The 19602-nt window shown below is 52.8% G+C and carries 14 protein-coding genes; 5 read left to right on the top strand and 9 right to left on the bottom strand.

Going from position 1 to position 19602, the window contains the following annotated elements; translation table 11 throughout:
* The first annotated feature begins 309 nt into the window (after positions 1-309).
* Positions 310-855 (top strand): DUF2155 domain-containing protein, encoded by a 546-nt coding sequence (locus tag IE076_RS13505; RefSeq protein WP_189437296.1) that lies wholly within the window; start codon positions 310-312, stop codon positions 853-855.
* A gap of 14 nt (positions 856-869) precedes the next feature.
* On the opposite strand, the gene aat is transcribed toward IE076_RS13505, so the two are convergent.
* The 5 genes from aat to IE076_RS13480 form a co-directional block, all read right to left on the bottom strand.
* Positions 870-1556 carry a leucyl/phenylalanyl-tRNA--protein transferase gene (aat, locus tag IE076_RS13500; protein ID WP_189437295.1) on the bottom strand — a complete coding sequence of 229 codons (687 nt, stop codon included), beginning with the start codon at positions 1554-1556 and terminating at the stop codon, positions 870-872.
* 31 nt (positions 1557-1587) lie between these two features.
* Positions 1588-2955, bottom strand: a complete 1368-nt coding sequence (accC, locus tag IE076_RS13495) for an acetyl-CoA carboxylase biotin carboxylase subunit (RefSeq protein ID WP_189437294.1) — start codon at positions 2953-2955, stop codon at positions 1588-1590.
* Positions 2956-2969: 14 nt separating this feature from the next.
* Positions 2970-3452 carry an acetyl-CoA carboxylase biotin carboxyl carrier protein gene (gene accB / locus IE076_RS13490; RefSeq protein ID WP_189437293.1) on the bottom strand — a complete coding sequence of 161 codons (483 nt, stop codon included), beginning with the start codon at positions 3450-3452 and terminating at the stop codon, positions 2970-2972.
* Positions 3453-3974: 522 nt separating this feature from the next.
* The gene (locus IE076_RS13485; protein ID WP_189437292.1) at positions 3975-4718 is read right to left on the bottom strand and encodes a DsbA family protein; all 744 of its coding nucleotides are present in this window, start codon (positions 4716-4718) and stop codon (positions 3975-3977) included.
* Positions 4719-4777: 59 nt separating this feature from the next.
* Complete coding sequence (locus IE076_RS13480; protein ID WP_189437291.1) at positions 4778-6220, bottom strand: M48 family metalloprotease; 1443 nt, start codon at positions 6218-6220, stop codon at positions 4778-4780.
* Between the two features lie 185 nt (positions 6221-6405).
* Between IE076_RS13480 and IE076_RS13475 the strand changes: the two genes are divergently transcribed.
* A complete protein-coding gene (locus IE076_RS13475) occupies positions 6406-7548 on the top strand; it encodes a pyridoxal phosphate-dependent aminotransferase (protein ID WP_189437456.1) in 1143 nt (380 codons plus the stop codon).
* Between the two features lie 56 nt (positions 7549-7604).
* Here IE076_RS13475 and IE076_RS13470 read toward each other — a convergent pair whose 3' ends face one another.
* Positions 7605-10694 (bottom strand): Rne/Rng family ribonuclease, encoded by a 3090-nt coding sequence (locus IE076_RS13470; RefSeq protein WP_189437290.1) that lies wholly within the window; start codon positions 10692-10694, stop codon positions 7605-7607.
* Positions 10695-11499: 805 nt separating this feature from the next.
* On the opposite strand from IE076_RS13470, the gene IE076_RS13465 reads away from it, so the two are divergent.
* The 3 genes from IE076_RS13465 to prfB all read left to right on the top strand — a co-directional run bounded on the left by IE076_RS13465 (position 11500) and on the right by prfB (position 16757).
* Complete coding sequence (locus IE076_RS13465; protein ID WP_244649671.1) at positions 11500-12756, top strand: N-acetylmuramoyl-L-alanine amidase; 1257 nt, start codon at positions 11500-11502, stop codon at positions 12754-12756.
* 268 nt (positions 12757-13024) lie between these two features.
* Entirely contained in the window at positions 13025-15475 is a 2451-nt protein-coding gene (locus IE076_RS13460) for a penicillin-binding protein 1A (RefSeq protein ID WP_189437288.1), read from the top strand.
* Between the two features lie 150 nt (positions 15476-15625).
* Positions 15626-16757 (top strand): peptide chain release factor 2 gene (gene prfB, locus IE076_RS13455; protein WP_189437287.1). Its coding sequence is split into 2 segments (ribosomal slippage): positions 15626-15694 and positions 15696-16757, totalling 1131 coding nucleotides; the frame shifts between segments, so codons are not numbered across the junction.
* Positions 16758-16829: 72 nt separating this feature from the next.
* On the opposite strand, the gene IE076_RS13450 is transcribed toward prfB, so the two are convergent.
* From IE076_RS13450 to bcp, 3 genes are all read right to left on the bottom strand, one after another.
* Positions 16830-18122 carry a M23 family metallopeptidase gene (locus IE076_RS13450; protein ID WP_209009092.1) on the bottom strand — a complete coding sequence of 431 codons (1293 nt, stop codon included), beginning with the start codon at positions 18120-18122 and terminating at the stop codon, positions 16830-16832.
* A gap of 94 nt (positions 18123-18216) precedes the next feature.
* On the bottom strand, positions 18217-19101 hold the full coding sequence (locus IE076_RS13445) for a ferritin-like domain-containing protein (protein ID WP_189437286.1): 885 nt from the start codon (positions 19099-19101) through the stop codon (positions 18217-18219).
* A 3-nt stretch (positions 19102-19104) separates the two neighbouring features.
* Positions 19105-19602 (bottom strand): thioredoxin-dependent thiol peroxidase, encoded by a 498-nt coding sequence (gene bcp / locus IE076_RS13440; protein ID WP_189437285.1) that lies wholly within the window; start codon positions 19600-19602, stop codon positions 19105-19107.

The following is a 19602-nucleotide window of genomic DNA, read 5'->3' as shown; positions in this document are numbered from 1 at the left end:
CGTTTTACTTTGGTCGGTTGTGACGGGTCGGGTTTGCTTTGCGTGCATTGCATTTCTTGTTGTTGCTGACATCACTGGTTATGAAACCAGCCGCAAACGAGGATTTGAACAATTGGTAGGTTGGGATTTGAGTAAAATTTGCGAGGTGCCTGTGCCAAGTTGCGTGACATCTGCGCAACGCCTGTGGGTTAGCGGAGATTCCTCAGGCTTTGCCGCTTGTTTGCCTCGTTCTTGCCTTTTCCCCGTAGCATTCCAGTGCTAAGCCCTTTAAAGCTCGGGCGATTGAATCATTAGCTGCTGGAAAGTTTTATGGGTTTTACAATGCGTAGATATCTTGGGCGTGCTGCATCTTGCGCACTTGCTGCGTTGATTGGTGGGGTTGCGTTTGTATCGCCTATACAAGCTCAGACACCAATCCAGAACCCGGTTGCAGTGTTTAAAGGGCTGGACAAAATCACCGGCCGTGTCACCACTTTTGATGTTTATATTGACGAGACTGTTCAGTTTGGAGCGCTGCAGGTTACCCCGCGTGTTTGTAACTCCCGTCCGCTGACCGAAGCTTCGCAAACTACTGCGTTTATTGAGGTTGACGAGCTCACGCTGGACAGCAAAGTTCGGCGGATCTTCAGTGGCTGGATGTTTGCAAGTAATCCGGGTGTACATGCGGTAGAGCACAGCGTTTATGACATCTGGCTGATTAACTGCAAGACTTCCACCTCGGTTCCTCCGCCAGAAGGATATGCAGGGCCAGCTGTTGAGCTCGTTTCCGAAGAAGATGAGTTGGCTGGCGATGACTTTGTTTCTTCAGGTGAAATTCCGGTCCCACGGCCGAAGGTGCTTGCGACCTTGAATTAATGCGATGCGGCCTCTTAGTAGAGGCCGTTTTTTTTACCGCGGGGCGGTCGCATATCCTCGATGATTTGCAATACCACTTTGCCCGAGGTCTCCTGGGGCAGGGCGTTGAAATCGCCCTCATGCCTCAGTGCGTTTTGCAGAAGTTTGCCATAATGCTCTTTTGTGACTTCCATAGCGCCAAACTGTTCCAGATGTTCTGTTTGGAATTGGGCATCGAGCAGCTGGAAGTTTCCGTAGAGCAAGCGGCCATAAAGATGCACAAGGGCAACCTTGGAGGCATCGCGCTGTGTTGAGAACATGCTCTCCCCGAAGAAGGCTCCGCCCAAAGAGACGCCGTAAAGCCCGCCTACGAGTTCCTCGTCCGCGTTATAGACCTCAACTGTGTGGCAGAAACCCATCGCGAACAGCTCGGTGTAGAGCTTCTTGAGTTCGGCGTTGATCCAGGTCTCCTTGCGCTCAGCTGTGATGTTTGCGCAATGGGAGAGGACGCCCTTGAAATCGCAGGAGGCTCGTACGATGAATTTGTCGGACCGTACGGTTCTTGCGAGGCGTTTGGGGATATGAAACGAATCGAGCGGCAAGATGCCTCGCCGCTCGGGGTCTATCCAGAAAAGTTCAGTGGAGCCAGCAGTCTCGGCCATTGGAAAGATACCACAAGCATATGCTTTAAGCAGAATCTCTGGGGTAATCTTAAATTCCATGCGCGACCGCTGCTGACCTCTCTGGTTCTCCTTAGTTTTCTTCGTTGTTCTGTGCTGCGATGTGTGCTTCCAGGAACTTCTCCAGCCAATGGATATCATAGGCGCCGTTGGCGATATCCTGATTGTCCAGAAGCTCTGAGAAGAGCGGCACAGTGGTGTTGATGCCATCAACCACGAACTCGCTCAGAGCACGACGCAGGCGCATCATGCATTCCACACGGGTGCGGCCATGAACGATCAACTTACCGATCAGGCTGTCATAGTGCGGAGGAATTTTGTAGCCCTGATAAACGCCGGAATCCACGCGCACGCCCAGTCCACCTGGTGGGTGGTAGTAGGTGATTGTGCCCGGAGAGGGCGCAAAGGTCAGCGGGTGCTCGGCGTTGATGCGACACTCAATGGCATGGCCGGTAAAGCGAACATCTTCCTGATTGATTGAAAGGGTAGAGCCACCAGCGATGCGGATCTGTTCGATCACAAGATCAATGCCGGTTACCATTTCAGTTACAGGGTGTTCCACCTGCAGGCGGGTGTTCATTTCGATGAAATAGAACTCGCCGTCTTCATAGAGGAATTCGATGGTGCCCGCACCGCGATACTTGAGCTTACGCATTGCGTCCGCACAGATCTCGCCGATTTGCTGACGCTGCTCTTCGTTCAGAGCAGGGGAAGGACATTCTTCGAATACCTTTTGGTGGCGGCGCTGCAAGGAACAATCGCGCTCACCAAGGTGAATTGCGTTGCCCTGACCGTCACCCAGAACCTGCACCTCGATGTGGCGTGGTTTGCCGAGGTACTTTTCCATGTACAGCGCATCGTCGCCGAAGGCTGCCTTGGATTCGGAGCGTGCGGTTGAAATCGCGGTGTCCAAATCTTCTGCAGTCTTTGCCACTTTCATGCCGCGACCGCCGCCGCCAGCAGCAGCTTTCACGAGAACCGGAAAGCCGATTTCCTTAGCGATTGCATGGACGTCGTCTTCAGAGGTGATGCCACCATCAGACCCAGGCACAACTGGAATGCCCAGTTCTTTTGCTGTGGTCTTTGCCTGGATCTTATCGCCCATCACACGGATGTGCTCTGAGGTTGGGCCGATAAAGGTGATTCCGTGCGCTTCGAGAATTTCCGCAAAGCGGGCATTTTCGGAGAGGAACCCATAACCAGGGTGTACAGCGTCGGCGCCAGTGATTTCACAGGCTGCCAGAATCTGCGGGATATTGAGGTAGCTGTCGCGCGCGACTGGCGGTCCAATACATACGCTTTCATCAGCTAGGCGCACATGCATTGCGTCTTCGTCGGCAGTAGAGTGGACCGCTACAGTGCGGATGCCAAGCTCTTTACAGGCTCGAAGGATGCGGAGTGCGATCTCGCCGCGGTTTGCGATGAGGATCTTAGAGAACATGGAGACTTCGCCTGTTATTCGATGATGATAAGTGGTTCGCCGAACTCTACTGGCTGACCATCTTCAACCAGAATCGCAGTCACGGTACCAGATTTAGGTGAAGGGATCTGGTTCATGGTTTTCATAGCTTCCACGATCAGAATTGTGTCACCCTTTTTGATAGACTTACCGACTTCAATAAAAGCTGAAGCGCCTGGCTCTGGAGCAAGGTATGCAGTGCCGACCATTGGGGAGGTGACTGCACCCGGGTGGTTTGCAGGATCAGCAGAAACTGCGATTTCTACAGGAGCAGGCGCCGGAGCTGCGGCTGGTGCAGGTGCTGCAACCGGGGCAGGAGCCACAGGGGCTGCTGCATTAATTGTCAGCTGACGAGCGACACGAACACGGAGATCTTTGTGTTCTACCTCGATTTCGGTCAGGTTGGTTTCGTCCAGCAGAGTTGCGAGCTGGCGGATCAGTTCCTGATCAAACTTAGTTTCTTTCGTCATCGTTTTCATCGTCCAGTTCGAAATGCTCTGGTAAATGCCAGAAGCCTTCGGTTTGGCCCCCAAAGCGATTGTGCAGCAAGGATGGCCTTTTAATAATCTGCGAAAATTCGATTGCTCAGAGCAGAATCAGAATTTTCTGACTGAATGAACTAGCAAGCAGTTAGTCATTAGCTGCTTAGATAGCCATTAATTCTCTAGTTGCGAGATGCCGCCTTCCAAAAAAGAATGCATCCGGTGCCTAGGCTGCGCATAAGGCAATATCATGTTGATCAGCGCAGAAAGGCACATTTTCTTTAATTTACCCAGAAGTACTGAGAGGAAGTTGGAGATACGCAACCAATCTTTTCTCAAGAACTCTGTGTAATGAGCTAAGTTTACTTGACGTATTGGTAAAGCATGGCCTGTCAAATAAACATAACAGGCCCTCTTATATGGTCAGAGCGGACCAAGGAAAAGACCTTTGTCCGCTCTGAGCTGAGTTCTTAAGGATAAAGCGGCGAAAATGCGTTGAAATGCGCGATTGCGGACAATCTACTCGCGTTCAGCGGCAATTTTCTCTTTCAGGGCATCATAACCCACAGCGCCAACAATCACTTCATCGCCTACAATGTAAGATGGAGTTCCGGTGATGCCGAGCTGTTCTGCGATGGTGAAGACCTCCTGGAAAGTTTCCGCTGCGCGGGAAGATTCCAAGGACTCTTCGAGATCCGCTTCAGAGATGCCCAGATCGGTTGCGACCTTCATGCTGCTTTCCATGTTTGCGCGGCCCGGCTGACCGAGAAGGGCAAGGTGGAAGTCTTCGTATTTCTCTGGCGCGATTTCGGCAACAGCAACTGCAACGCGTGCGGCGTCCTGAGAAGGTTTACCGAGAACAGGGAATTCTTTGAGAACAATACGCAGGTTGTCATCTTCGTCAACGAGGCGAACCATGTCACCAAGGGCGCGCTTACAATAGCCACAGTTATAGTCGAACAACTCTACCAGCGTGACATCACCATCCGGGTTGCCAAGGACAACCTGATACTCACTGTTGTAGATCTCATCTTCAAGTTCGGCGATGGCGTTCTGGCGAGCACTTTCCTCTTCGGCGACGCGGCGCATATCAAGTTCCTGCAGGGCCTCGAAGACGACTTCGGGGTTCTGGACAAGGTATTCCCTGATAATTGTTTCCACTTCGGCCCGGTCCACTGGATCTGCCTGCGCAGAGAAGGATGCTGGCAGCAGAGCGAGCGTTGCTGCACTTGTTATGGCAGCCCGGCGAATGAGTTTTAGCATGACGTCTCCTCTAACCCTGTTCGGGTGTTTGCTTTTATCTGCTTGTTCTGTTTGATGTGTTAACGGCGTCCGAGCTGGCGAACTTTAACTGACAGTATATCGTCTGCTTGCTGCCAGGCGGGTGAACCCACCTTCAATTTTGTTTGAGCGCGCTTGGCGTAGCGCTGTGCACTGCGGACATCGCCGCGGGCCATATGACCTTGTGCGGTTGCCAGATCTGCACCAGCCGTGTCGCCAAGACGGGCGTTGGCAATTGCGAGCTGAGCGTATCCATTCATGGAATACTGATCTTTTCGCAGCGCTCTGGTAAGGAGGGTTTTCGCCTCTTTCAGATAACGCTTGTCATTGGATGCAACCATCGCAAAGCCCAGCCAGATCTCGAGTTGAGGGTTGCCGGGATAAAGAGCCAGAGCCTTGCGGAACGGTGCGATAGCTGCTTGCGGTTTCCCGCCTTCTAGCAATGCCTGTCCCTTGACTTCATAAAAATATGGATATTGTGGGGCCTGTGCGATCAGGGCGTCGATTTTTTTGACGGCTTTTGACGCCTTATCCGATCTCATGCTGGCAATTGCGCGGGCATATTGCGCAGGCAGACTTTTGTCTTTTTCCGGGTACGCCCTGTAAACTGTGTTTCTGTGACTGGTGAAGGCCAGTAGTTTGGCTTTGACCATGTCATGCTTGAGTTGAAGGCGCTCAGAATCCTTGGTTGCGAAGTGCTTGCCCTTCTTTGCCTTGGTTTGGAGCGCGTTGAAACGCTCGCGTGGCATTGGGTGGCTGAGGGCGTATGGATCTACGTACTGCGCTGAGAACAGTGCCTGATCTGCCATGCGCTCAAATGTTGTGAGCATGCCCTGAGCAGAAACGCCAACGCGGTCAAGGTAACGCAGTGCTGCCTGGTCGGCTGCAGATTCTTCTGAGCGACGGTAGGACAGGAAATTTCGTTGTGCGAGGCCGCCGCTCCCGGTTACGGCTGCTGCACCGCCCTGGGCGATGGAGCTGTTACCGGTTGTTGCACCTGCAGCAATGGCGCCTGCACCTAAAATCATGCCAATGACTGACATGATCTGGGCACTGGACGCAGCCTGACGCATGCGGACCAGGTGGTTACCTGCGATGTGGCCAGTTTCGTGTGCGATCACGCCAATAACTTCGCCCGGCGTTTTGGCTTCCATGATCACGCCCAGGTTGATGAACATCCTGCGGCTGTCGGGCACGAACGCGTTAAAGCTCTTATCATTGACCAGAATGATCTCGACCTGATTGGCTGGAAGCCCCGCTGCGCGGAAGATCGGTTTGGCGTATTCGCGCAGCAAATCTTCTGTTTCTGCATCGCGAACGAGAGGGAGACCCGTCTTTTGTTGAGCTTGAGCTGTGGTAATTGCCACATTAGGTACAACCAGAGAAAGTGCGGTTGCTGTAATAAGAAAATTGCGCGCAAACTTTGTTGCTTGTGATTTGACTGGATCAATCACGCGTTTCAATGCACAGTTTCGAAATTGCACGTCAAGTCCCCTTGGTTGGCTTGGCAGGCGCAGAGCGTTTCGCACGTAAAGTACTACATAGACTTTCAAATAAGCCTTAACCACCCAAGATAGGCAGTTATTAGGCAAAATTGCCAAGTAGCCCCAAAAATTAAAGCACAGGGCCACAGACAAAGAAATAAGAGGGACTATATTTGTCAGTATTAATGGGATCAAAACGTAGTGAAGTCCTACCTTTTCAAGCTATGGAAGTGCTGAATGCTGCTAATCGGCTTGAGCAAGACGGTGCGCATGTGCTGCATATGGAAGTTGGACAACCGGGGGCTCCGATTCCAGATTCGGTTTTGAAGGTTGCGCATGACTATCTGTCTTCTGGCCGGTTGGGCTATACGGAAGCGCAAGGCATTCCATTGCTAAAGAAGAGCATTGCTCGCTACTACAAGCAAACCTTTGGATTAACCGTCCCTGAATCTCGCATATTTGCAACCACCGGTTCTTCTGCGGGCTTCAACCTTGCGTTTCTAGCAGGGTTTGACCGGGGGGACCGGATTGCTATTACCTCTCCGGGCTATCCGGCTTACCGGAACATCATTGAGGTTTTGGGTCTGGAGTGCGTGGAGATCGAAGTTGGCCCGGAGACGCGCTGGTCGCTTACGCCAGAGATTTTGGAGGAGGTGCATAACGAGAAGCCTCTGAAGGGGGTTCTTGTGGCGAGCCCTGCAAACCCGACCGGGACCATGATGTCTCCTGAAGCGCTGAAGGCGTTGTCTGAGGCCTGTGAAGCGATGGATCTGTGGTTCATCTCCGACGAGATCTATCATGGGCTTGCCTATGATATGGAGGAGGAGACGGCCCTTCGCTTTACGGATAAAGCGATTATCGTCAATAGCTTTTCCAAGTATTACTGCATGACCGGCTGGCGTATTGGCTGGATGGTGCTGCCGGAGGTTCTTGTGCGTCCGGTTGAGAGGATTGCGCAGAGCCTTTACATCTCACCGCCTGAGCTTGCGCAGGTGACAGCGGCTGCGGCATTCGAGGCAGTGGCGGATTACGAGAAGATCAAGGCTGGCTACGCTGCGAACAGGCAGGTGTTGCTCGATCATCTACCTCAACTTGGTTTTGATGTGCTGCCGGTTGATGGGGCGTTTTATGTCTATGCGGGTGTGTCGAACCTGACCAACGACTCCATGGCATTTTGCCGAAAAATGTTGGCAGAGACCCATATTGCAGTGACGCCCGGTGTGGATTTTGATCTGACCCGCGGGCACCAGTATATGCGTTTTTCTTTTGCGGGTAAGGAGAGTGATATTGCACTTGCGGTGGAGCGGTTGAAGGACTGGGTCAAATAATAGGCAATAAAAAAGCCCGCTCAGTTGAGCGGGCTTTTTTGTGACTTCAGGTCTTCTTAGAAGAAGGATCGGCGCTGCCACCAGCCAGTCCGGCGTGGTGATTCCTCGTCGCTATCAACTGCGACGGTCTCACCCTCAACGACCTTGTGAGAGGTCACGACTGGTTTGGTTGACGCCTTTGCCTTGGCAGGTACTTCAGCTTCTACAATCTGAGGAGCCTCGGTGGCTGCTTCAGCCTGTGGGGCCTCGGCTGCAGAGGCTGCTTCTTCCTTGGTTTCAGACTTAACGTCTTCAACCTTGATCGCTTCAGTCTTGATATCGTCAGCTGGAGCGTCTTCCTTGCGTGGTTCGGCAACGGTTTCAGTTGGCTCGTTGGCTGGCTCCGCAGTAGTTTTCGCTGGCTCTTCAGCCTTAGCTTCCGCTTCTTCTGCCGGTGTTTCCTTCACAGCCACATCAGCGGCTTCTTCAGGCTTAGCAGCAGGAGTATCGGTTGCTTCAGGTTTCGCAGCTGGTGCTTCAGCTGTCTCTGGTGAAGTTTCCTTCTCTGCTGCCTCCGCAGGTGCAGCTTTTGCTCTGCGGCGCCGACGTGGTTTGCGGGCTTCTTTCTTTGGTTCCTCGCTTGGAGCTTCTTCCTTTGCGGCGTCTTCAGGCTGAGAAGTTGCTGGTGCCTCTGCTGGCTCGGAAGTCTCCGTAGCTTTTGCGGTGTCTTCAGAAGCTGCTGCGTCCTCAGGCGTTTCGGACTTTGCCTCTGCGATTATCTCTTCAACGCTGTCTGCGGTACCTTCAGCGGAACGCTCAGCTTCTTCGGAAGCTTCATTGCTTTCAGCGCCTTCTTCAGATGCGTTTCTGCGACGAGAGCGACGGCCACCACGGCGACCACGCCGACGCTTACGGCGACGGTCTTCTTCATCCTCTGTTGCTTCAACGGTGTCTTCGGATTTGTCTTCAGAAGATGCTTCTTCCTCGGATGATTGCTGATTGGATGCTTCTGCGGTTTCCTGCTTCTGCTCGGTCTCAGCTTTGTCACCGTTTGTGCGGCGGCGACGACGACGACGGCGACGGCGACCATCGCTGTTTTCTTCTTCCGATGCGTCCTGTTTCTGCTCTTCCGGTGTCTCTTCAACGATAGCTTCTGCTTCGTCTTGCTCGTCTTCAATCGGAGCAATGGTGTCCGGTTGTACGGTCGCAGGCAATGGCTGAGTGCGCTCACTTGGGGTTGCCAGTTCGCCGCGTTCCATCGTGAAGTGCTGCTCAGTTACGCTGTCATCTCCGAAGATGGAGATTTCCAGGCCGAAGCGGCGTTCCAGATCCATCAGGTGATGGCGCTTCTGGTTCAGGATGTACATTGCCACTTCGTTTGGTGTGCGCAGGTTCAGGTTATGAGAGGAGCCACGCAGCAGCTGATCTTCCAGAGAGCGGAGGATATGAAGCGCAACGGATTCCACTGAACGGACAATGCCCGAGCCGTGACAATGCGGGCAAACAACAGATGAGCTTTCAAGCACGCCGGTGCGGATGCGCTGACGTGACATTTCCAGCAGGCCGAAGTGTGAGATGCGGCCAATCTGGATGCGAGCGCGGTCAGATTTGAGGCATTCCTTCAGGCGACGCTCAACAGCACGGTTGTTGCGGTTTTCCTCCATGTCGATGAAGTCGATAACCACAAGACCGGCGAGGTCGCGTAAACGAAGCTGGCGTGCGATTTCTTCAGCCGCTTCCAGATTGGTTGTCTGGGCGGTGTCTTCGATGTTCTGTTCGCGGGTTGCTTTACCGGAGTTCACATCGATCGCAACCAGAGCTTCGGTCTGGTTGATGACGATGTAACCGCCTGACTTGAGCGTGACCTGCGGTGAGAACATCGCGTCAAGCTGTGCTTCTACGCCGAACCGGGTGAAGATTGGTGTGGCGTCGCGATAGCTTTGAACATTCTTGGAATGGCTAGGCATCAGCATACGCATGAAGTCTTTTGCTTCACGGTAGCCGTGGTCGCCTGCAACCAAAATTTGGTCGATGTCTTTGTTGTAAAGATCGCGGATAGAGCGCTTGATCAGGCTGCCTTCCTCGTAAACGAGGGTAGGGGCGGCTGAATCAAGGGTCAGTTCGCGGACGTTTTCCCAAAGACGCAGGAGGTATTCAAAGTCACGCTTGATTTCTGCTCTGGTTCTGCTTGCACCTGCGGTCCGCAGGATGACACCCATGCCGTTTGGCACATCAAGGTCACCCGCGACTTGTTTCAGGCGCTTGCGGTCAACCGGCTTGGTGATCTTGCGGGAGATCCCGCCACCGCGGTCCGTGTTTGGCATCAAAACAGAGTAACGGCCAGCCAGTGACAGGTATGTTGTCAGAGCTGCGCCTTTGTTGCCGCGCTCTTCCTTGACGACCTGCACCAGCAATAGCTGACGACGTTTGATGACTTCCTGAATCTTGTAGTTGTCACGCAGACGGCGAGGGCGGACAGCAACTTCTTCCTGTGCTTCGTCTTCGGCTTCTTCCGTTTCGTCAGCCTCGGCTGTGTCTTCTTCTGTTGCTTCTACAGGCGCAGCTTCCTCAGAGGTTTCTACAGGCTGTTCTTCTACCTGAGCTTCTGTGGAGGCTTTCTCGTCTGCTGCCGGTTTGTCGTCCAGATCGTCTACAGCGTCGATATCTTCGACACTGTCGTCCTGGAAAGGAGCGTCCATGCTGGCAAGCGCTTCGGCTTCATGCTCTGCTTCCAGTGCGCTGGTTTCCGCTTCGACGAGCTCGGCGGCTACGTCTTCAGAAGCTTCTGCTGCCTTGGCTGATGCTGCTTTTTGGATTTCGGCTTCGCGCTGTGCTTCTTCGCGCTCTCTGCGCTCACGTTCGCGCTGATTTGCTGCTGCTTCGGCGGCGAGCTGAGCTTCTAGAGCTTCGCGATCTTCTTTCGGAAGCTGGTAGTAATCCGGATGGATTTCACTAAACGCGAGGAAACCGTGTCTGTTGCCGCCGTATTCAACGAAGGCGGCCTGAAGTGAAGGCTCGACGCGTGTAACCTTTGCTAGATAAATATTTCCGCGAAGCTGCTTTCTGTTTGCAGCCTCAAAGTCAAATTCCTCAACCCGATTCCCGCGTACGACCGTAACCCGGGTCTCCTCCGGGTGGGTCGCATCTATCAGCATCTTGTTTGCCATGAAGTGAGTTCCTTAGGACCAAACCCTGAAGACGGCGCGAGTGGCGCTGAGAATTGTACATCGTCAGGTCGGTCAACTTGTTATGTAAGTTGCTAGTAGAAAAGGCGGGACGGCGGCGCGCATGACCACGGCAAGAAGGGGCCGACTTAATCGTCGGCGCACTGCTTCTTGCAGTATGCTCATTTGTATTTGCGCGTAGCTTTGACAAACCGTTCGCCCTTAATGATCTCTTTTTTGACCGCCCGTAAGGCGGTATGCATCCAACGGAAGCGCTTCTTCAGGCTTCCAACCTGTAAACGTCTATCCCTGTTCCTGGCTGGCTTATCTCACCGAAAAATCGGAGAAAAAGCATTTATCCCAAGCAACAGAAAATCTGTTCACAACCCGCCATAGCCTAAAATGGTATGGCAAAAATCTGTCTTGGTTCTCGAGCAGACTGCTCTTCCAGTTGGTTTATACCGCATCCTCATCAACAAACCGGAAACGGCACAATTAGCTCATAAAGGGTCTTGAAGCATTCTGAGCAGCTTGAAAACTGCGAAAATCTCAGGATATCTGCTTCAAAGAATACGGCTCACAACTTTACAGAACAGTTCCAAATCGAAGTCCTAATATTCCTTTTACGATTCATAGAGACACTTGGCAAGCTTGGGAAAATCGTTCTGAGGGTGCACTGGTCCCAAAGCTGCAGTTGTTAATCAATGCTTAATGATGGGTTTGGCAGGGTGACTTTCGCTTAATCGTCATTTAATCGTTCAACTTGATTTAAACTAAATTGCCAGCGTTTGAATGGGGGAGTGAAAAGGTGGGCCGCATCAGTCACGCAATTAGGTTCGGTGCTCTCAGATTTTTTTGTCTAGCGTTTTCTCTCGTCGCGGTTCTTTACGTCAATCCGACAGCTTTTGCGCAAAACGCGGTTTCCGTGGTTTCCGATGCCCGTGTTGCCGGTGATATGGCGCGCACACGTTTTATTTTGGATATGGACGGCGAGGTTGGTTACGGCCTGTCGTTCTTGTCCCGTCCCTATCGGTTGGTGATTGACCTGCCATCTGTTGCCTTTAAATTTCCAGGTGACTTCGTGCCAAAAGGGCGCGGGCTCGTGAAATCATGGCGCTATGGTTCCATCTCCAAAGGCCGTTCGCGAGTTGTGCTTGATCTGAATGCGCCGGTTACGCTGGATAAGACATTCCTACTTCCGGGGGTGCAGGGGCAGCCGACGCGGTTGGTGATTGACCTGACCGAATCTTCTCCTGAAGAGTTTGAAGAGGCAGTTGGTAAGGCTATCGCGCAAACGCTGCCAGTGGGCGCGACTGGTTCTGTACCACAGGGGCAGGGGGTTGAGGCGCAGGCAGGGCCCGCCCAAAGTAATCTACCGGTGATTGTGATTGACCCAGGCCATGGCGGGGTTGATTCAGGTGCTGTTGGTAGCAACGGCACGCTGGAGAAGGCGATCGTTCTGAACTTTGGTCGCTTTTTGAAAGAAAAACTGGATAAGCTGGGATATTATGAGGTTTACCTAACCCGTGATGACGACAGGTTTCTCTCTCTTGGGAAGAGGACCAAACTGGCACGGGGGAAGGGCGCTGACCTTTTCATTTCGATCCATGCAGATTCGATCACAAATGGGGCAGAGACCACCCGAGGCGCCTCAATCTACACGCTTTCGGAGAAGGCATCGGACCGGATGGCAGCAGCATTAGCGCGGCGCGAAAACTACTCCGATGTGATCGGCGGAGTGGATTTTTCTGATGAACCAGAAGAGGTTACGGATATTCTGGTGGAGCTGACGCGCCGCGAAACGAAGAATTTTTCGATTCATTTTGCACGATTGGTGGTTGAGGAACTTAAAAGCGCCACAACGGTTATTAAAAATCCTCTCCGTGCTGCGGGATTTCAGGTGCTTAAAAGTCACGATGTTCCTTCCGTTTTGATCGAACTTGGATTTCTGTCCAATAATCTGGATGAAAAAATGTTAGGTTCGGATGAGTGGAGGGAGCGTGTGTCGGATGCAATTGTTCAGGCAACGAACAGTTTCTTTCGGGCCAAAATTGCGCAGCAGTAGCTGTTTGGTATGATTGTTTTTCAGGTGCTTATGTGTCGCTGCTGCGGTGGGATAAAGGCTAAGTTCTTGCCTCAGCTTTGCCATAATGAAGAGCGATTGAGTGCCAAACTGTAACAGTGAAGTCTGGATTCGGTTCTGCTGCTTTCATTCCGGGCAAGACCTCTTGACCCAACACGGGAAATGCATCAGGAACGGCGTTTGAAACTGGCTCTGGAATGCTGGCTTCACGAAACGAACCTTCTTAGCGGGAAAGCAAACGAGCCCGAATATGAGATTATTATTGAAGTTCATTGGATATCTCTTTGGGATTTCAGTTGTTCTGGGGCTAGTCGTAGCTGCCGGACTGTGGATTTATCTCAATGACATAACCAAGGATCTGCCGGATTATACCGCACTGAAGGACTACGAGCCTCCAGTGATGACCCGCGTGCATGCTGCTGATGGCCATCTTATGTATGAGTTCGCGCGTGAGCGGCGTTTGTTTATTCCGATCCAGGCTATTCCGGATCGCGTCAAGCAAGCCTTCCTGTCTGCTGAAGACAAGAACTTCTATGACCACATTGGCCTTGACCCGTGGGGCATTGGCCGTGCGCTGATTACGAACCTGCGCAACAGTGGTTCCGGGCGCCGTCTTGTTGGTGCGTCCACGATTACCCAGCAGGTTGCAAAGAACTTCCTTCTTACCAGCGAGCAGAAGTACGAACGCAAGATCAAGGAAGCGCTGCTAGCTTTGCGTATTGAGCAGGCTTACACCAAGGATGAAATTCTTGAGTTGTATCTGAACGAAATTTATCTGGGTGTGGGAGCGTATGGCGTTGGAGCTGCTTCCCTGATCCTCTTTGATAAATCCGTTCATGAGCTTGAGCTGGAAGAAATTGCTTATCTTGCTGCTGTTCCTAAGGGACCTTCGAACTATCACCCATACCGTTACCGGGACCGTGCTATTGAGCGTCGTAACTGGGTTATCGACCGGATGGTTGAAAATGGATACGCATCCGTTCAGGAAGGCATTGAAGCAAAAGCCAAGCCACTGACAGTGAAGCTGCGCCCAACCGGAAACCTTGTGAGAGGCTCTGAGTACTTCTCAGAAGCGGTACGTCGGCAACTTGCCTCTCAATACGGCGAAGAGAAGCTGTACGAAGATGGTCTGTCCGTTCGGACCTCGCTTGACCCGGACATGCAGTTGAAGGCGCGTAAGGCTCTGCGTGATGGTTTGGTCAACTTTGATCACCAGCGCGGCAAATGGCGCGGCCCGATCAGCACGATTGAAATCTCCTCCGATGACTGGGGTGCGGCGCTCGACAAGGTTAAAACGCTGAATGATGTACCCGAGTGGACGAGTGCAGTTGTTCTTTCCGTGAGCAATCAGAAAGCTGTTGTCGGCCTTCGTCCAGAAAAGTTGGCGAACCGGAAGCTGTCGACTGAGCGCGTGCGAGCTGATCTGGACCTGAGCGATATGAAGTGGGCCCGCGTTGATGGCCGTGCTCCGCGCAATGTGCAGGAAGTTCTGACACCGGGCGATGTGATTTACGTTCAGCGGATGCCGACCGGCAAGTATGTGCTGCGTCAGGTTCCGGAAGTTTCCGGTGCGCTTGTGGCAATGGATCCACATACGGGCCGTGTTCTGGCACTTGTTGGCGGATTTAGCTTTGCAGACAGCCAGTTCAACCGCGCAACGCAGGCATGGCGTCAGCCGGGTTCCGTTTTCAAACCGTTCGTTTATGCAGCAGCACTGGATAATGGTTATACGCCATCCTCTGTGGTGCTGGATGCGCCGGTTGAGATCGAGCAGGGGCCGGGGCTGGACACATGGAAACCGCAAAACTACGGCGGCAAGTTCTATGGGCCTTCCACCTTGCGCACAGGTATTGAGCTTTCCCGTAACGTGATGACGGTTCGTCTTGCTCAGGATATGGGCATGGATTTGGTCGCCGAGTATGCGCGTAGCTTTGGCATCGATGACAATATGATGCCAGTACTGTCCATGTCCCTCGGTGCTGGCGAAACCACCGTTATGCGCATGACTGCGGCTTACTCCATGATTGCCAATGGTGGGCGACGTGTGAAGCCGACCCTGATTGACCGCATTCAAAACCGGTATGGTGAGACCATCTATCAGAACGACCAGCTGGTTTGCACCGATTGTTCCGGAGAATACTGGGATCATCAGGCCGAGCCTCAGTTGATCGATACACGTGACCAGGTGCTGGATCCGATGACTGCCTATCAGGTCACCTCTATGATGGAGGGTGTGGTCCAGCGCGGTACCGCGACGAGCGTTAAAGCGGTTGGTCGTCCTGTTGCCGGTAAAACCGGTACCACGAATGATGAGCGCGATGCATGGTTCGTTGGCTTTACGCCGGAGCTGACTGTTGGAGTGTTTGTTGGGTTCGATACGCCCCGCAAAATGGGCCGTGGTGCGACGGGCGGCGTGGTTGCTGCGCCGATCTTCACCTCCTTCATGGAGGACGCATTAGAGGATACTCCTCCTCTGGAGTTCCGTGTTCCAAATGGCCTGAGCTTGGTGTCCATCAACCGTCGTACGGGCTTGCGGGCGAATGCCGGGGATCCAGGAACCATTCTGGAATCCTTCAAGCCTGGCACATCGCCACCTGACAGCTATTCTGTCATCGGGTTCCAGGACGAGATCGGGATCCGACAGAATCTTTCTCCTGAAGCTGGAGAAGCGGTTATGACCGGTACTGGCGGACTTTACTAAAACACATTGCGGGCTGGCCACGTTAACTGCGTGGCCAGCCCACAGTTTCTGTGGTCTGCCTGATTGCGGAAATGAATTGCTGCGACTATGTTCGCACCCAAGGCAGTAGTATTAACTGCATGATTGTTTTTCAAAAAAGTGAGGTATCCGATGCGCGCCGAAATGGAGGCCATCGTCGACGAAATCAAGCAGGCCATAAGCCTGCTGAGGAGGCATCTTTGACTGGGACACTGCACTTGTCCGTCTAGATGAACTCAACGCGCTTTCTGAAGACCCGGATCTTTGGAATGACCCGACGAATGCTCAGAAACTGATGCGTGAGCGCCAGCAGTTGGATGACAGCATTGGCGGTGTTCGCAAGCTTGAGCAGGATCTTGCCGACAATCAGGAACTGATTGAGATGGGCGAGATGGAAGAGGATCAGTCTGTCGTTGACGAGGCTGAGACTGCTTTGAAGGCCATGCTGGAGCAGGTCAACAAGCTGCAGCTGCAATCTTTGCTTTCTGGTGAAGCCGACGGAAATGATACGTACATCGAGATCAACTCCGGTGCCGGCGGTACTGAAAGTCAGGACTGGGCCAGTATGTTGCTGCGTATGTATCGTCGTTGGGGTGAGCAGCACGGCTATAAGGTCGAGCTGATGGAATACAATGACGGTGAAGAAGCGGGTATTAAATCTGCGACTTTGCTGGTTAAGGGTGAGAATGCCTACGGTTGGATGAAGACCGAAGCCGGTGTTCATCGTCTGGTTCGTATTTCGCCTTACGATTCCAATGCGCGCCGGCACACGTCCTTTGCGTCTGTCTGGGTTTATCCGGTTATTGATGACAGCATCAATATTGAGGTGAACGAAAGCGATTGCCGTATTGATACCTACCGCGCTTCTGGTGCCGGTGGTCAGCACGTGAACACCACTGACTCTGCTGTGCGCATCACGCATAATCCGACCGGTATTGTGGTTCAGTGTCAGAGCGAACGTTCACAGCACAAGAACCGCGCAACTGCGTGGGATATGCTGCGCGCGCGTCTCTATGAGGCTGAATTGCAGCGTCGTGAAGAGCAGGCGAGTAAGGATGCTGCGTCTAAAACCGACATCGGTTGGGGCCATCAGATCCGCTCTTACGTTCTGCAACCGTACCAGCTGGTAAAGGATCTGCGCACCGGTGTGGAAAGCACAGCACCTTCTGACGTTCTGGATGGCGATCTGGATAAGTTCATGGAAGCGACACTGGCGCACCGCGCCTTTGGCAATGCACCTGCTGCAGTCGAAGATCTGGACTAACTCAGAACTTGCGAAATGAAATTGAAAAAGCCCCGGAACTGAGTTTCGGGGCTTTTTGTTGTCTTAAGAGGCTCATGGAAGATTGAGAGCGATTTTGGTTTTCTGTTTGCGCTTGAAGATGGCAGCAAGCCTGTCACCGGTGCGAATGAAATGCATTGGATTGACTGGCTTGCCGTTGAGGCGCACTTCGTAGTGGAGGTGGGGGCCAGTTGAGCGTCCTGTGTTGCCAACTGTGCCGATGATGTCACCAATGTTTACACGCTGCCCTTGGCTGACGAGCAGCTTTTTCATGTGGGCGTAGCGGGTTACTAAGCCGTTGTCGTGGAGAATCTCCACGGAAAGGCCGTAGCCGCCGTTGTACCTTGAAAGGGCCACGATGCCGGACCCGGTTGCTTTTATCGGTGTTCCTCGACTGGCCCTGAAATCAAGGCCGGTGTGCATTGCGGTTTCGCCGAGGAATGGGTCCGTTCTTGGGCCAAATGAGCTTGATACGTTGAAGCTGGAGAGGGGGCGCCCGAAGGGGAGGGCGTTAACTTTCGCGTTCAGTTGGAGGCGCTGTTCAATCATCCGGCGCGCTGCAACTATGCTGGTGCCCAGATCTGCGGATCCAATATCCTGATAGATACCGCCGGCGGATGAGTTTTGAGTAAGCAAGGCTGGATGTGAGACACCTGCCTTTTTGAGCAGGGTCAGCGTGCGTTTGACGTCATCCAATGCGGCCTGCGTGTATGCGATGAGCAGGAGGCGGCCTTGCTCCTGCTTTGAAATCGCAGGATCCCGAGCTCTAGTTACTTCCGGTTGAACCGTGCTATTGGGCTTACCCGAGAGCGTCGTAAGAAAATCCAGCGGTGCTGCATTGATGAGTTGCGGCGCGTATGACAGGCTGTTTGCGGATACCGCTTCAGCTCCGCGCCTCAATGGCTTTCGCTTTGGTGAGGGGGGAATGGCTGACAGGAGCAGATTTGACTGCTCAGCCAGTGCTACCAAAGCCTCGATTTCCTGGAATTGCTGTTCCAGCAGTTCTTGCTGTCTGCTGCTGGTGGCATTCAGCTCCGAGGTATCCTGATCCAGCCGACCGCGTAATTCTCCGAGTTGGAGTTTCAGGTTCCGGATTTCACTCTCGTAGTTTTCCCGAAGCGCCCTTTCTCGGGATAATGTGGAGCTCAGTCGCATCTCGTTAAGTGATTGCTGAAAACTGCTAGCTAATACTGCCGATACGAGTGCGGTAACCACCAAACCAGATACCCAATAGGCAATGGGCGGAACTGCGCGCAGCTGTGATGTGATGCGCGCAAACCGGATAGGCTTGCCCAACTTCAATTGCTTGTAACTACTCAGAAACTCACTGCAGCTAGAAATGTTCATTGGATGACCACTTGCTCAGTTTGCCCGCTAGAAAGATTTCATTAAATTCAATTAAAGTTTGTTATAGTTAATAAATTCTAACTGCAGTGTATCCTTAGGTGAGCTTGATGAGCGGACGATAGAAGCCCGGAGTCAGGCCTGCCTCTGATCTTGCCCTGTCATTAAACGGGGGTTTTAGTGGCCCTTTGAAATGCTTTTTTACAAGCTGCTGGAAGCTTGGTTCAGGACGAGCACGGTGCCGGTCACACATGAAACGGAACCATTTTGCACCGTAGGCGACATGGCCTTTCTCATCATGGTAAATGACATGCAGGACGCTGGCTGTTTCCTCATCTCCTGTCGCGTTTGCTTTCTCAATCATGGACGGGGTGATGTCGAGGCCGCGAGCTTCAAGCACCAATGGGATGATGGCAAGACGAGCCATCAGGTCCTTGCCTGTTGACTGAGCTGCCTGCCAGAGGCCGTCATGGGCGGGCAGGTCACCGTAGGAATGATCGAGCCGGGCGAGCCTTTCCTGAATAAGGGTGAAGTGCTTTGCCTCTTCCAGACCGACACGCACAAAGTCATCGTAATAGGAGCGGGGCATGGGCACGTGGGTGAAGCGGCCAATCAGGTCCCATGTAAGATCAATGGCGTTGAGCTCGATATGCGCCAGCGAGTGGAGCAACGCGACCTTGCCATTCTTACCGCCAACAGCGCGCTTCGGCATATCTCGTGGTGGTAGTAACTCCGGTTTTGCCGGGCGACCCGGGCGGTCTGGCATGGGCTTTTCGCCTGTACCACGTGAGATAGAGAGTGCGCCTTTAAACCATTGATTTGCAACGTAGTATGCAAGCGCTACTTTTAACTCCAGATCAGGTGTTTCCAGGATCTGGCGGGCGCCATCCCTTAGAGACTTTACACTGGTTTTTTCAGGGAGAGACAGATGCGCTTGTCCTGCAAACGCATCTGCTTCGTTGTTGCCCGGTATTTTTAGCATTTCTTACTGGCTCAGACCTTTTAGTTCTTCCAAGACCTTTTCGACGTGGCCGGGAACGCGGACCTTGCGCCAGATCTTGGCAATCTTACCAGTCTTATCAATGAGAAATGTAGAGCGTTCAACGCCCATGTACTTCTTTCCGTACATGTTTTTTTCTACCCAGACACCATAGGCGTTGCACACTTCTTTTTCGGTATCTGAGCCGAGTGTGACAGTAAGACCGTGTTTTGCCTTAAACTTGTCATGCTTTGATGGTGTATCGGGAGAAATGCCGATGATAACAGCATCGTGCTTTTGGAACTCAGCTGCGTGTTCGGTAAAGGCAATCGCCTCTTTGGTGCAACCGGGCGTGTCATCTTTTGGATAAAAATAAACGACTACCAACCGACCAATTTGTCCTGATAGGGTGAATTGTTCTTGAGAATCTGTGGGTAGGGTGAAATCCGGTGCGGGCATGCCTTCCAGCTGTACGGACGGTGTTGCATCTTTCGTGTCAGGCAT

Origin of the sequence: Pseudovibrio japonicus (genome assembly GCF_014651595.1) — a bacterium.
GTDB classification, from domain to species: Bacteria; Pseudomonadota; Alphaproteobacteria; order Rhizobiales; family Stappiaceae; genus Pseudovibrio; species Pseudovibrio japonicus.
Note: the sequence above shows the minus strand (reverse complement) of the source record. Positions and strands in the feature narration are given on the sequence as shown.